This window comes from Micromonospora sp. NPDC048935 (assembly GCF_043197875.1).
GTDB lineage: Bacteria > Actinomycetota > Actinomycetes > Mycobacteriales > Micromonosporaceae > Micromonospora.
Genome location: NZ_JBICTZ010000008.1, coordinates 55,728 through 68,632 on the forward strand (window position 1 = coordinate 55,728; position 12,905 = coordinate 68,632).

At 73.6% G+C, this 12,905-nt stretch carries 14 protein-coding genes; 13 read left to right on the plus strand and 1 reads right to left on the minus strand.

Translation table 11 applies throughout. The features are described 5' to 3' along the window. Window positions 1-22 precede the first annotated feature (22 nt). From ACGFIW_RS22025 to ACGFIW_RS22080, 12 genes are all read left to right on the plus strand, one after another. Entirely contained in the window at window positions 23-715 is a 693-nt protein-coding gene (locus ACGFIW_RS22025) for a cell division protein SepF (RefSeq protein WP_393318662.1), read from the plus strand. 30 nt (window positions 716-745) lie between these two features. Beyond that, complete coding sequence (locus ACGFIW_RS22030; protein ID WP_124778504.1) at window positions 746-1,051, plus strand: YggT family protein; 306 nt, start codon at window positions 746-748, stop codon at window positions 1,049-1,051. Window positions 1,052-1,095: 44 nt separating this feature from the next. Beyond that, complete coding sequence (locus ACGFIW_RS22035) at window positions 1,096-1,902, plus strand: DivIVA domain-containing protein (RefSeq protein ID WP_393318665.1); 807 nt, start codon at window positions 1,096-1,098, stop codon at window positions 1,900-1,902. 260 nt (window positions 1,903-2,162) lie between these two features. Next, the gene (locus ACGFIW_RS22040) at window positions 2,163-2,804 is read left to right on the plus strand and encodes a hypothetical protein (protein ID WP_393319394.1); all 642 of its coding nucleotides are present in this window, start codon (window positions 2,163-2,165) and stop codon (window positions 2,802-2,804) included. 10 nt (window positions 2,805-2,814) lie between these two features. Beyond that, the gene (locus ACGFIW_RS22045) at window positions 2,815-3,120 is read left to right on the plus strand and encodes a DUF167 domain-containing protein (RefSeq protein WP_393318668.1); all 306 of its coding nucleotides are present in this window, start codon (window positions 2,815-2,817) and stop codon (window positions 3,118-3,120) included. 22 nt (window positions 3,121-3,142) lie between these two features. Next, window positions 3,143-4,642, plus strand: coding sequence for a potassium/proton antiporter (locus ACGFIW_RS22050; RefSeq protein ID WP_393318671.1), 1,500 nt, complete (start codon window positions 3,143-3,145; stop codon window positions 4,640-4,642). Window positions 4,643-4,870: 228 nt separating this feature from the next. Continuing rightward, window positions 4,871-5,290: a TraR/DksA C4-type zinc finger protein gene (locus ACGFIW_RS22055; RefSeq protein WP_357069561.1), complete on the plus strand. Its 420-nt coding sequence runs from the start codon at window positions 4,871-4,873 to the stop codon at window positions 5,288-5,290. A 65-nt stretch (window positions 5,291-5,355) separates the two neighbouring features. Beyond that, complete coding sequence (gene lspA / locus ACGFIW_RS22060; protein WP_393318674.1) at window positions 5,356-5,970, plus strand: signal peptidase II; 615 nt, start codon at window positions 5,356-5,358, stop codon at window positions 5,968-5,970. Further along, window positions 5,967-6,911, plus strand: coding sequence for an RluA family pseudouridine synthase (locus ACGFIW_RS22065; RefSeq protein WP_357408483.1), 945 nt, complete (start codon window positions 5,967-5,969; stop codon window positions 6,909-6,911). The genes lspA and ACGFIW_RS22065 overlap by 4 nt, the downstream gene beginning before the upstream one ends. Window positions 6,912-6,950: 39 nt before the next feature. Further along, entirely contained in the window at window positions 6,951-7,979 is a 1,029-nt protein-coding gene (locus ACGFIW_RS22070) for a hypothetical protein (protein WP_393318677.1), read from the plus strand. Between the two features lie 95 nt (window positions 7,980-8,074). Next, the gene (locus ACGFIW_RS22075) at window positions 8,075-9,796 is read left to right on the plus strand and encodes an ATPase (protein WP_393318679.1); all 1,722 of its coding nucleotides are present in this window, start codon (window positions 8,075-8,077) and stop codon (window positions 9,794-9,796) included. Window positions 9,797-9,984: 188 nt separating this feature from the next. Then, window positions 9,985-10,857: a DUF2567 domain-containing protein gene (locus ACGFIW_RS22080; protein ID WP_393319397.1), complete on the plus strand. Its 873-nt coding sequence runs from the start codon at window positions 9,985-9,987 to the stop codon at window positions 10,855-10,857. Here ACGFIW_RS22080 and ACGFIW_RS22085 read toward each other — a convergent pair. Beyond that, the gene (locus ACGFIW_RS22085; RefSeq protein WP_393318682.1) at window positions 10,772-11,476 is read right to left on the minus strand and encodes an LON peptidase substrate-binding domain-containing protein; all 705 of its coding nucleotides are present in this window, start codon (window positions 11,474-11,476) and stop codon (window positions 10,772-10,774) included. The genes ACGFIW_RS22080 and ACGFIW_RS22085 overlap by 86 nt on opposite strands. 105 nt (window positions 11,477-11,581) lie before the next feature. Here ACGFIW_RS22085 and hisD point away from each other — a divergent pair, with 105 nt between their 5' ends. Beyond that, the gene (hisD, locus tag ACGFIW_RS22090; RefSeq protein WP_393318685.1) at window positions 11,582-12,904 is read left to right on the plus strand and encodes a histidinol dehydrogenase; all 1,323 of its coding nucleotides are present in this window, start codon (window positions 11,582-11,584) and stop codon (window positions 12,902-12,904) included. The last annotated feature ends 1 nt before the right edge of the window (window position 12,905 follow it).

The following is a 12,905-nucleotide window of genomic DNA, read 5'->3' on the forward strand; positions in this document are numbered from 1 at the left end:
ACGGCGGACGGAAGGGCGCGGGATGGGTGCACTGCGCAAGGCGGGGGTCTGGCTCGGTCTGGTCGAAGAAGACGACGAGCGGGCCTACGACGACGGTGGTTACGACAAGGGTGGCTACCGCGACTCGCGGTACCGGCAGAGCCGGTACGCCGAGGAGTTCGCCGACGAGGACGAGGACGACACCGAGGAGCCGCCGGCTCCCCGGCCGCGCGTCACTGAGCGGGGTCGACTCTCCGAGCGGACGAGCGGGCGGTTGAGCGAGTCCGAGCGTGGTGACGGCGAGCGCGCGGAGCGGGTCGAGCGGTCCAGCGTACGGTCGATCACCCGGTCGTCGGCGGGCGAGACGTCCGGCGCGCTGTCGTACCACACCCGCGACAACCTGGCCCTCGCGCCGCAGGTCGCGTCGCGGGAGCGTGCCCTTCCCGAGGAGGAACAGCGCTACCAGATCACCACGCTGCACCCGACCACCTACCGGGAGGCGCGCACGATCGGCGAGCACTTCCGCGACGGCGTCCCGGTGATCATCAATCTCACCGAAATGGATGAGGCCGACGCCCGCCGTCTGGTTGACTTCGCGGCCGGTCTGGCGTTCGGCCTGCGCGGTACGATCGAGCGCGTGACCAATCGGGTGTTCCTGCTCTCACCGGCTAACGTCCAGGTCACCGCTGAGGACAAGGCCAAGATCGCTGAGGGCGGCTTTTTCAGTTTGAGTTGACCCCGCCCGACCCGAGGGACGTCGCTGACCGTGTTGTCGATCTTACTGCAAGTGCTGTACCTGATCCTTTATGTCTTCCTGCTTCTTCTTCTGTCCCGGTTCGTGTTGAGCGCCGTCCTGCAGTACGGCCGTCGCTGGCAACCGGGGCGTGGCGCATCGGCAGGATTGGAATCCGTGTGGAGCGTCACTGATCCCCCTCTCAACGCGTTGAGGCGTGTGATCCCTCCGCTGCGAATTGGTACCGTGAGCATCGACCTGGCCTCCCTTGTGCTCCTGGTTATCCTGTTCGTGCTGATGGAGTTCGTGTTAGGGCCGTCGATCACGGCATCTGCCTGATGACCGACGCGCTTTCGCGGCCGCAACTGACCCGAGGAGTTTCGATGCCGCTGACCCCGGCCGACGTCCACAACGTCGCCTTCAAAAAGCCGCCGATCGGCAAGCGGGGGTATGACGAGGAGGAGGTCGACGCCTTCCTGGACGAGGTCGAGCGCGAGCTCGCCCGTCTCATCGAGGAAAACAACGAGCTGCGCGCCCAGGTGGAGCGCGGCGGCCGTGGCGGCGCCCCCGCCGGCCCCGGCGGCGACGCCCGACTGGCGGCGGAGCTCAACGACGTCAAGGCCCAACTGGACCGGGTGCAGCGCGACAAGTCGGCGGCCGAGCAGGCGGCCCGCGCGATGCAGGCCGAGCTGGAGCAGGTCCGCGCGACCGGCGGCCCGGCCGGCGGCGTCACCGGTGACGGTGAGCAGCAGGCCCTGCGCGTGCTGATGATGGCCCAGCGCACCGCCGACGACCACGTGTCCGACGCGCGCCGCGAGGCCGACCAGCTGCTGTCCGAGGCCCGTGGCAAGGCCGAGGAGGTGACCCGCGAGGCTCGCGCGAAGGCCGACGCCCTGGAGCGGGACGCCCGCCAGCGGCACCAGGAGGCCATGGGCGGCCTGGACGCCAAGCGCACGGCCCTGCAGAAGCACATCGAGGAGCTCAAGCAGTTCGAGCGTGAGTACCGCACGCGGCTCAAGGCGTACCTGGAGAGCCAGCTCCGTGACCTCGACGGTCGCGGCCAGGGCCTGGAGGCCGAGATGACCCGCTCCGAGGCAGGCCGGGTCGCCGGCGGCAACGGGCTCGCCGCTGCGGGTCTCGCCGGTTCGTACGGCGGCGGGCGTTCCGGCGCCCTCGAAGCCGGACGCTGAGCACCGGCCGGCGATCGCTTACCGCAGATGGTGACGGTCGCCGGCCCTGTCTGGACGGTACGACGCGGCGGGGGTGAGCCGTGATAGTCGCAAGTCTCCTGCTCATCCTCGTCGCAGTGGTGCTCCTGGTGCTCGGCCTGGCCGGGGGCTCCAGTTTCCTGTTGATCATCTCCATCGCGGCCAGTCTGCTGGCCGCCGTGGCGTTGGTGGTGGGCGCCCGCCAGGCAGCCGCCAACCGCGCCACGACGGATCCCGGCCGGATCGGCCGGCGGCACACCGACGCACCCCGCACGGCCAGCCAGGCCACCCCGGGTGTCGCGTACGGGCCGCCGCTGGTCGAGCCGGAGGTGCCGGTCCAGCACGTGCCCACGACAGCGGGGACCGGCGGCACCGGGTGGCGGCAACCACCCGCGCCGCCGGTCGACCACGTCGCACCCGCCGACGACGCCCCGGGATTCGACGCACGCGTCGACGACGCGCCGGGATTCGACCCACGCGTCGACGACGCCCCGGGATTCGACCCACGCGTCGACGACGCGCCCCCGTTCGATGCGGGGGCGCCGTTCGTGACGCCGGCCGACGACGTGTCCCCTGCGGCCAGGCCGGTCAGCCCGGCGTCGGTGGCGACGTCGACCGACGACGACCTGAGCCACGGTGCCTCGGCCACCGACGAGCCGGCCGAGCAGTTGGTCACCCCCGCCGAGGCGGCCCGGGTGGCGCGGCTGTCCGACGCCGTCCAGGTGGTGGACGGCCACCCCCGCTACCACCTCGACAGCTGCCCGCATCTCGTGGGCCGGGTGCCCGAGACGCTGCCGGTCGCCGAGGCCGCCGAGCTCGGCTTCACCCCGTGCGCCACCTGCGCGCCGGCCACCGCCCTGCTCGCCGACGCCCGGCCGATCTGAAGCGGCACCGGTGCCCGCACAGGACACGCTCACCGTTGCGGTACGGGTGAAGCCCGCCGCCTCCGCCGACCGGGTGGGCGGCCGCTTCGACGGCCCGCACGGTCCCGCCCTCGTGATCGCGGTGCACGATCCGGCCGTCGACGGTCGGGCGACCGAGGCGGCCCGGCGGGCCCTGGCGGCCGCCCTGGGTGTCCGGCGGTCCGCGGTCACCCTGCGCGCCGGCGCGGCCAGTCGGGACAAGCTCTTCCTCGTCGACCGGCCCAGCCCCGAGCTTCCCGAGGTGCTGCGCCGACTACGCGACGGATCCGCCGAGTGAGGAACGTCCAGGCCGGGCAGCCGTGACGCCCGGGTTCGATGTCGCGCTGCTGCTGGGTGCGGCCGTGCTGCTGGTGGCCGTCGGCGCGGTGCGCCTCTCCACCCGGCTGGGTGTGCCCAGCCTGCTGGTCTACCTGGCGCTGGGCGTGGCGATCGGCGAGAGCGGGCTGGGCATCCGCTTCGACGACGTCGAGTTGACCCGTACCCTCGGCTTCTGCGCACTGATCGTGATCATCGCGGAGGGTGGCCTGACGGCCCGGTGGACCACGCTGCGCCCGGTGCTCGGGCTGGCGTCCGCGCTCTCCACGCTCGGCGTGGTCGTGAGCATCGTGGTGGTCGGCATCGCCGTGCACCTGTTGCTGGGGCTGGACTGGCGGTTGGCGCTGCTCTACGGCGCGGTGCTCTCGTCCACCGACGCGGCGGCGGTCTTCGCCACCCTGCGCCGGCTGCGGCTGCCACCCCGGCTGGTGGCGACGCTCGAGGCCGAGTCGGGCATGAACGACGCCCCGGTGGTGCTGCTGGTGGTGCTGCTGTCGCACCAGGGCTGGTCGCACCCGTGGTGGTACGAGGTCGGGCTGGTCTGTTACGAGTTGGGCGTCGGCGCGGCGGTGGGTGTTGGTGCGGGCGTCGCCGGCACGTGGGCGCTGCGCCGGGCCGCGTTGCCCTCGGCGGGGCTCTATCCGATCGCCGCGGTGGGCATCACCGTGCTGGCGTACGCCGCGGGGGCGGTGGTGCACGCCTCGGGGTTCCTCGCCGTCTACGTGGCCGGGGTGCTGCTGGGCAACGCCCGGTTGTCCCACCGGCAGGCGATCCTCGGCTTCGCCGACGGGCTGGCGTGGCTCGCCCAGATCGGGTTGTTCGTGCTGCTCGGTCTGCTGGCCTCGCCGGGCCGGCTGGCCGCGGCGGTGCTGCCCGCGGTGGTCGCGGGGCTGGCCCTGGTGCTGCTGGCCCGCCCGCTGTCGGTGGCCGTCTCGGCGCTGCCGTTCCGGGTCGGCCTCCGCGAACAGGCGTTCCTGTCCTGGGCGGGGCTGCGCGGGGCGGTGCCGATCGTGCTGGCCACCATTCCGCTCTCCGAGCGGGTGCCCGGGGCGGAACGCCTCTTCGACGTGGTCTTCGTGCTGGTGGTGATCTTCACGCTGGTGCAGACCGGGACACTCGGGCCGTTCGCCCGCCGGTTGCGGGTGACCGCGCCGGCCGAGGCCACCGAGATCCACCTGGAGACCGCGCCTCTGGAACGGATGCGGGCGGACCTGCTGCAGTTGCAGGTGCCGCCGGGCTCGCGGTTGGCGGGCGTGCACGTCGACGAGTTGCGGCTTCCGCTGGGCGCGTCGGTCACCCTGGTGCTGCGCGACGGGGTGGGTTTCGTGCCCACGCCGGGCACCCGGCTGAAGACCGGCGACAGTCTGCTGATCGTGGCGACCGCAGGGGTGCGCGACGCCGCCGAACGGCGGCTGCGGGCGGTCAGCCGGCGGGGTCGCCTGGCCCGATGGTTTGGCGAGTACGGGGATGAGGCGGTCGGTTGACCTGCTAGCGTTCCCTTTGCCCTAGTTAGGCAGGGCTAGGGGTAGTTGAGCGGTGCGACGGTGCGGCACGTTGTCGGACGCCTGTACGTTCCGTATTCTTGCCAACCTCCGGAGTGCGCGGCCATCGTTGCCGTGTGCCCCTTTTCGTCCAATTTTAGGGGACGCCGTGGTTGGCGCCCCCTGACCAGGCGCCGCGGACACGCGGCTCCCCGGCCGAGGGAGCGACCCATGGCGAAGCCAGCCGATACCAGGACCGCCGGGCGCAAGCCGGTGGCGAAGGCCACCCGCAGCACGGCCGAGACCGAGAAGATCCGGGCGGCGCTGGCGGCGCGGCGGGACGAGCTTCGCGCCGAGTACGATCAGACGCTGAGTGAGATCACCGAGCTGCAGCGCGATCGGCTGACCGACTCGGCCGGGGACGACCAGGCCGACACGGGCACCAAGACGCTCGAGCGGGAGCAGGAGATCTCTCTCGCCAACAGCATCCTGGAACGAACCACGCAGGTCGAGCGCGCTCTGGAGCGTCTCGACGAGGGTGGTTACGGCTGGTGCGAGCGGTGCGGCAACCCGATCCCGGTCGAGCGCCTCGCCGCCTTCCCGTCGGCCACCCAGTGTGTGACGTGCAAGCAGCTGGAGGAGCGGCGCTGAGGTCCGCTCCCCGGCGGCGATGAGACGGTGAGCGATCACCGCCGAGACACCTCGATGGGGAGCGCATGACCGCAGCACCGTCCGCCGAACCCGGCCGCACCGACCCGGGCGGCGGCACGCGCCGTTCCCGGGCCGTCGCGATCCTCGCCGGAGTCGCCCTGGTGGCCCTGCTGGCCGACCTGGTCACCAAGCACCTCGCGCTTGCCGCGTTGACCGACCGGGAGCCGGTCCGGTTGCTCGGCGGGACCGTCTACCTGAGTCTGACCCGTAACAGCGGTGCCGCCTGGAGCATCGGCGCGGACCACACCTGGATCTTCCCGCTGATCACCATCGGTGTGGTCGGCTGGATCGTCTGGATGGCCCTGCGGCTGCGCTCACTGCCCTGGGCGATCTGCCTCGGCCTGGTGTTGGGCGGCGCGCTGGGCAACCTCGTCGACCGGATCTTCCGGGCCCCCGCGCCCTTCCACGGCCACGTCGTCGACATGATCAGCCTGTTCGACCCGTACGGCCAGGTCTGGCCGGTGTTCAACCTGGCCGACAGCTCGCTGGTCTGCGGTGTGCTGCTGGCCGTGCTGCTGGAGCTGACCGGCCGCCAGCGCGACGGCGGGCGGGCCGGCCGCGACGGCGACCCGACCGAGGCGGACGCCGTGCAGGGCAGCGACCAGCGGGAGCGGGCATGACCTCCGCGTTCGCCGCTGGCGGCGACCACCGTTCCCTCCCCGTCCCGGACGGCCTCGACGGCATGCGACTGGACCAGGCGGTGTCCCGTCTGTTCGGGCTCTCCCGCACCGCCGCCGCGGCCCTGGTCGACGCCGGGGACGCGCTCGTCGACGGCACCTCCCGGGCCAACTCGCACAAGGTCAAGGCCGGCTCCTGGCTGGAGGTCACACTGCCCGCCCCGGTCGCACCCCCGACCGTGGTGCCGCAGGCGGTTCCCGGCCTGCGGGTGGTCTACGCCGACGACGACATCGTGGTGGTGGACAAGCCGGTGGGGGTCGCCGCGCATCCCAGCCCCGGATGGACCGGCCCGACGGTGATCGGCGCGCTCGCCGCGATCGGGCACCGCATCTCCACGAGTGGCGCCGCCGAGCGGCAGGGGGTGGTGCACCGGCTCGACGTGGGCACCACCGGGATCATGGTGGTGGCCAAGAGCGAGCAGGCGTACACGGCGTTGAAGCGGGCCTTCAAGTACCGCGAGGTGGACAAGGGCTACCACGCGGTGGTGCAGGGTCACCTGGACCCGCTGCGCGGCACCGTCGACGCGCCGATCGACAGGCACCCCACCCACGACTACCGCTGGGCGGTGGTCTCCGGCGGCAAGCCGAGCATCACCCACTACGACACCCTGGAGGCGTTCCCGGCGGCCAGCCTGGTCGACGTCCGCCTGGAGACCGGCCGGACCCACCAGATCCGGGTGCACTTCTCCACCATGCGGCACCCGTGTGTGGGTGACCTGACCTACGGTGCCGACCCCACCCTCTCGGCCCGTCTCGGCCTGGCCCGACAGTGGCTGCACGCCCGCGAACTGAGCTTCCTGCACCCCCGAACGGGGGACGAGGTCCGGTTCGTCAGCGACTACCCTGACGACCTGGACCGCGCGCTTCAGATCCTGCGTGACTGAGCGGCGACCGCCCGAGAATCCGACGAGGGGATCCCGCCCGTGCGCGCCGGCAACCTGCTGCGGCAGCTGGACCAACGGTTGCTGCCGCCGCTGACCCGGGCCGTGGCCCGGCTGGGCGAGCGGTCGGCGCGGTCCGGGGTGCTCACCTGGGCGGCCGCGTTGTCCGCTGCGGCGGTGCTGGGGACCGCGCTCTGGGCCGCCGACGAGACTCCGGTCGGCGACCGGACGGTGGGCGAGGTGACCCGGGTCGGAGTCTCCGACGGCGACTCCGTGCCCGGCTACCTGCGTTCCGCCGCCGCCGACCTGGCCGCGCTGTCCGAGTCGGCCCCGACCGCAGGCGACGGGACGTACGCGCTCGTCACGCTCGTCGCGTACCTGCCGCCGCAGCGCCTGGCGACGGTGCTCGGCGACGTGCCGGTCTCGGCGGTCTTCGGGCGGGTCCCGCTGCCCGGGCGACAGACCGAGATCGTCAGGATTCCCGCGCTGCGGGTGCCGGACGACGTCGTCGCCGGGATGGACCAGGTGGCGGCCCGCAAGGACACCGAAGCCGCCGACTACCGGGCCCGGGCCGCCGCGGTCGACGGCGAGGGTGTGGACGAGCGGGAGCTGCGGGCCCGGTACGCCAGCGGTGCCGAGGTGGCGACCGCCGAGGCGGCCGCGTACCGCACCGGCTGCTCCTGTGTCTACGCCGCGGTGGTCCGCGCGGCGCCCGTGGTGCTGCGGAGCATGGCGGCCCGCCCGGACGTGCGGGCGGTCGACCCCGCCCCCGAGGTGTACCGGTTGGACCGCACCGTCTTCCTGCCGCCCCTTCCCGAGCAGCGGGACGTGGTACGCCCGCCGGCCGACACCGGCCCGAGCGCCGCGGCGACTCCGACGCGGCGGTCCGAGCCGGCACCGGACCGGCCGGTGCCCCCGACGTCGATGGGCGAATCGTCGGAACCCGCACCGGTCGTGACGGTTCCGTCACCCGCCCCGTCGTCGCCGGAACCCGCCGAGACAGCGCCGCCGAGCGTCACCACCTCGCCGGACACCACCGCCGTCGAACCGCCGACGCCCACGTCGTCGTGATCTGCGTCGGCTGGTGTGCGTTCTGAGGTGTGGTCCGAATAGGGTTTGCTTCGTAGCCTGTCAGACGGAGATCGATGGTGCTGGGAGGGCGGGCCGTGGAGGGCAGTGAGACCGGCTGGGGCCGGCCGGCCGAACCAGCGCCGCGGTGGCGTGCGTTGTTGGACCGTGCCCGGCTGGGCGGTCGCGGCGCGGAGCAGACCGAGCCGGAACGGCGGGCCGACGAGGCGCCGCCGGACCCGCTGCCACGACGCGCGGCCCCGAACGGGTACGCCGGGCGTGCGCCCGCCGCCGGGCATCCGGCCGAGCCGTCGTACGGCGCGGACCCCGGCTACCGGGCCGAGGCGACCTACCGCGTCGACCCCGCCTACCGGGCCGAGCCGGCGTACCGGGCGGATCCCGGCTACGGGGCCGAGCCGGACTACCGGGCCGAGCCCGCGTACCGGTCGGAACCGGCGTACCGGGCCGAGCCCGCGTACCGGGCCGAGCCGGCCTACCGCGTCGAGCCGGAATACCGGGCCGATCCCGGCTACCGCACCGAGCCGGGCTACCGCACCGAGCCGGATTACCGGGCCGAGCCGGGCTACCAGGTCGAGCCGGGCTACCGGGCCGAGCCGGGTTACCGGGCGGAGCCGGAATACCGGGCGGAGCCGGGTTATCGGGCTGATCCGGGTTACCGGGCGGAGCCGGGCTACCGGGCCGAGCCGGGTTATCCGGCGGAGCCGACGTACCGGGCCGAACCCGCGACGCCGACCCGCGAGGCCGACCCGGTCCAGTCCCGCTACGCGCTGCTGGACAACGGCTACCGGCAGGGCGACCCACCGGCCGAGTCCCGGTACGCGCTGCTGGAGACCGGCTACCAGCCGGAGACCGGTTACCCGGTGACCGCGCCACCACCCCCACCTGCCGCGCCCGCGCCGATCGTGCCGCCACCCACCCCGTCGGCCGGCTCGGCGATCGCCGAACGCGCCTATCCGGCCCGGGTCGAGTGGCGCCCGCAGGGCGTCGACCAGGAGCAGGAGCGGGCCAACGGGGTGCTCCGCCGCGACCTGGGCACGCCCCGGGTGTTCGCCTTCGCCAACCCCAAGGGCGGGGTGCACAAGACCACCGCCACCGTGCTCGCCGCCGCCACGGTCGGCAGCGTGCGGGGGCAGGGCGTCCTGGCCTGGGACGACAACGAACTGCGCGGCACCCTCGGGCTACGCGCCGGCAGCGCCCGGCACGCCCGGACGATCCGGCACCTGATCAGCGACCTGGCCCAGATCGAGATCCTCGAGGGCTCGACCCTGCTGGGTCGGCTGGACGACTACCTGCGGCACGCCTCCGACGGCTCGTACGACGTGCTGGCCGGCGAGGAGAGCCCGCGCTTCGCCCAGCGACTGGACCAGTTCACCGTACGACGCGTGCTGGAGTTGCTGCGGCGTACCCACGACGTGGTGTGCGTGGACACCGGCAACAACGTGGAGAGCCCCAACTGGCGCACGGTGATGCAGGCCGCGGACCAACTGGTGGTGACCACCGTGCCCCGGGAGGACGCCGCGTTCAGCGCGGACTGGATGCTCGACCTGCTGCACGAGGAGGGCATGGGCGAGTTGGCGGACAACGCGATCACCCTCATCTCCTGCCCGACCTCGGGTCGCTCGCCCCTACAGGACGACCTGGAGCGGCACTTCGCCACCCGTACCCGTGGCGTGGCAGTGGTGCCGTACGACGCGGCGCTGGAGACTGGTTCGTCGATCGAGTACCACCAACTCCAGCCGGAGACCCGGCAGGCGTGGCTGCGCGCGGCGGCCATGATGGTGGAGCCGTTCGCCCGGTGAGTTGGTCTGCCGCCACCGGCGCCCCGGCCCCGCACCGGGCCTGAGAGGATCATCGGGTGAGCCCGGACAACCCCGACCGCGAGCGGCCCGTCGACGAGCCCGACCCATCCGCACCGCCCCGAGCGTCGGGCGCGACACCGCCAGCCGCCGAGCAGCCGCCGGTCGCCGAGCGGCCGATCGCCGACCGGCTGTCGGCCGAGGGACAGTCGCCGGTCGGCGGGCAGTCGGTCGCCGAGCGGCCGTCGGCCGAGGGGCAGCCGCCGGTCGCCGACCAGCCGTCAGGCACCGAGCAGCCGGCGGTCGCCGACCAGCCGGCGGCTGGCGAGCAACCGCCCGTTGGCGAGCGGGCCGGGCTCGGGGTGGGTGACGCTGCGCCTTCGACGGCGTACCAGAGCTCTCTGGAGCTGAGCTTCGACGAGCCGCGCCGTCCGCTGCGCACCGCGGCGACGGTGCTGGGCGCCGTGCTCGCGCTGGCCGTGCTGGGTGTGCCGTTCGGGCTGCTCTGGGCCGCGCTCGCGCCGGACACCCCGGTGCTCAAGACCGCCGAGGGGGCGATCTACGCCGACCCGCAACCGGAGCAGCCGATCGCCGCGGACGGGTGGTTCAGCCTGCTCGGGCTCGGCTTCGGGCTGTTGGTGGCGCTTGCCCTGTGGTTCGTGCTGCGGCGGCGGCGCGGCCCGGTCGGGCTGCTCGCCGCGGTGCTCGGCGCGTTGGCCGCCGCACCGGTGGCCTGGCAGGTGGGTCGACGGGTCGGCCTGGCGACCTTCGACCGGCTGCTGGACACCGCCCCGGCCGGGCAGGCCTTCACCAAGCCCGCCGACCTGCGGGCCGGCGGGGTCGACTGGCTGCTCGACGTGCTGCCGGTGCCGCACGGCAACCTGCTGCTGCCGGCGTTCGGCGCGGCGGTCATGTACACCCTGCTGGCCGGCTGGTCACGGTGGCCGGGGCTGCGCCCGGAGCCCGACCCGGCGGGGCTCAGTTGGGTGTCGGCGGGGACGCCAACTCCGCAAGCGGCACCGGCACCGCCCGCACCTGACGAAGCAGAGCCGCCTCGCGGTTGAGCAGCCGCAGCTCGGCGCGGAGCCGGGCGGCGGTGTCGTCGATCGCCAGCAGGCGCTGCCGGTCGTCGACGGTGAGCGCCGCGGTCGCCGCCACCAGGTGGGACAGCACCGTCGGGTCCTCCGGCAACTGCTCGGAGATCTCCTCCGGGTCGGAGCGGATCAGGCCGAGGTACTGCCGGAAGACCGCGATCACCCGGGCGGCCAGCAGCTCGGCCACCTCGTCCGGGCCGGCCGGGTCGGGCAGCCACTCCACGTCGGCGGTCAGGTAGGGCGCGGCGCTGTCGTCGACCTCGGCGATCCGGAAGCGACGCCGGCCGACCGTGACGATGTCGAAGCCCCCGTCGGCCAACTCGGTCACCTGGCGCAGCTCGGCGGTGCAGCCCACCTCGTGCAGGGTGACCTCGCCGCCGCTCGGCGTCGCGCGGGCGCCGGGACCGGCGGGCGCGACCTCCCACCCGGCCTGGATGGCCACCACGCCGAACTCACGCGGAGCGCCCTCGGGCAGGTCGACCAGGTGGCGGACCAGCGCCCGGTAGCGCTCCTCGAAGATGTGCAGCGGCAGCACCAACCCGGGAAAGAGCACTGTTGCGAGGGGGAACACCGGCAGCCGTGCGGTCACATCGTCGAGCCTAACCAATCTCGGCTCCGCGGGCGTGGCCCGGCTCACCGTCGCGGCGGCCGGGCGGCTCGGGTGGCGTCCGCGCCGGCCGCCTAGACTCACAGGGTGCTGAATCGGATCGACCTGCGCGACGGTCTCGGTGACCCGCGCCGCCTGCTGCCCCGTGCCCAGCTCGACGTGTCGGTTGCCGTCGAGCGGATCCGCCCTCTGGTGGAGGCGGTCCGCGAGCATGGATACCCGGCGATCCGGGAGGCCAGCGAGCGGTTCGACGCCATCTCCCCGGAGGTGCTGCGGGTGCCGGTCGAGGCGATCACCGAGGCCGAGGGCGTGCTCGACCCGGCCGTCCGCGCCGCGTTGCTGGAGTCGATCGCCCGAGCCCGCAAGGTGCACGACGACCAGCGACGCCCCGACCACACCACCCAGGTGGTGCCCGGTGGCACGGTCACCGAGCGGTGGGTGCCGGTCGACCGGGTCGGCCTCTACGTGCCGGGTGGCCTGGCGATGTACCCGTCGACGGTGGTGATGAACGTCGTGCCCGCCCAGGCGGCCGGAGTGCGGTCGCTGGTGGTGGCCAGCCCGCCGCAGAAGGACAACGGCGGTCTGCCCGACCCCCGGGTGCTCGCCGCGTGCGCGCTGCTCGGCGTCGACGAGGTGTACGCCGTGGGTGGAGCCCAGGCGGTGGCGATGCTGGCGTACGGCGCGGCGGTCGACCCGACGGGTGCGCAGCGGTGCGACCCGGTCGACCTGATCACAGGCCCCGGCAACATCTGGGTGACCGCCGCCAAGCGGCTGCTGCGCGGCGTGGTGGGCATCGACGCCGAGGCCGGGCCGACCGAGATCGCCATCCTGGCCGACGACACGGCCGACCCGGCGCACGTCGCCGCCGACCTGATCAGTCAGGCCGAGCACGACCCGCTCGCCGCGAGCGTGTTGGTCACCCCGTCGCTGGCGCTTGTCGAGGCGGTCGAGCGGGAGTTGGCCCGGCAGGTGCCGGCGACCAAACACACCGAGCGGGTCACCACGGCGCTGACCGGCGAGCAGAGCGGCGTGGTCCTCGTCGACGACCTGGAGGCGGGGCTGCGGGTGGTCGACGCGTACGCGGCCGAGCACCTGGAGATCCAGACGGTGGACGCCCGGGAGTGGGCCCTGCGGGTCCGCAACGCGGGGGCGATCTTCGTGGGCGCCTGGTCGCCGGTGTCGCTCGGCGACTACTGCGCCGGGTCCAACCACGTGCTGCCCACCGGCGGCTGCGCCCGGCACTCCTCCGGGCTGTCGGTGCAGTCCTTCCTGCGCGGCGTGCACCTCATCGAATACACCGAGGACGCGTTGCGCGACGTTGCCCCGCACGTGGTCACCCTCGCCGGGGTGGAAGATCTGCCCGCGCACGGCCAGGCGGTCCAGGCCCGCTTCCCGGGAGCATCGGCGTGAG

Excerpts from the sequence above, each read along its gene's own strand:
- ACGFIW_RS22025 (WP_393318662.1), top strand. The coding sequence starts at position 23 with ATGGGTGCACTGCGCAAGGCGGGGGTCTGGCTCGGTCTGGTCGAAGAA.
- ACGFIW_RS22035 (WP_393318665.1), top strand. The coding sequence starts at position 1,096 with ATGCCGCTGACCCCGGCCGACGTCCACAACGTCGCCTTCAAAAAGCCG.
- ACGFIW_RS22055 (WP_357069561.1), top strand. The coding sequence starts at position 4,871 with ATGGCGAAGCCAGCCGATACCAGGACCGCCGGGCGCAAGCCGGTGGCG.
- lspA (WP_393318674.1), top strand. The coding sequence starts at position 5,356 with ATGACCGCAGCACCGTCCGCCGAACCCGGCCGCACCGACCCGGGCGGC.
- ACGFIW_RS22065 (WP_357408483.1), top strand. The coding sequence starts at position 5,967 with ATGACCTCCGCGTTCGCCGCTGGCGGCGACCACCGTTCCCTCCCCGTC.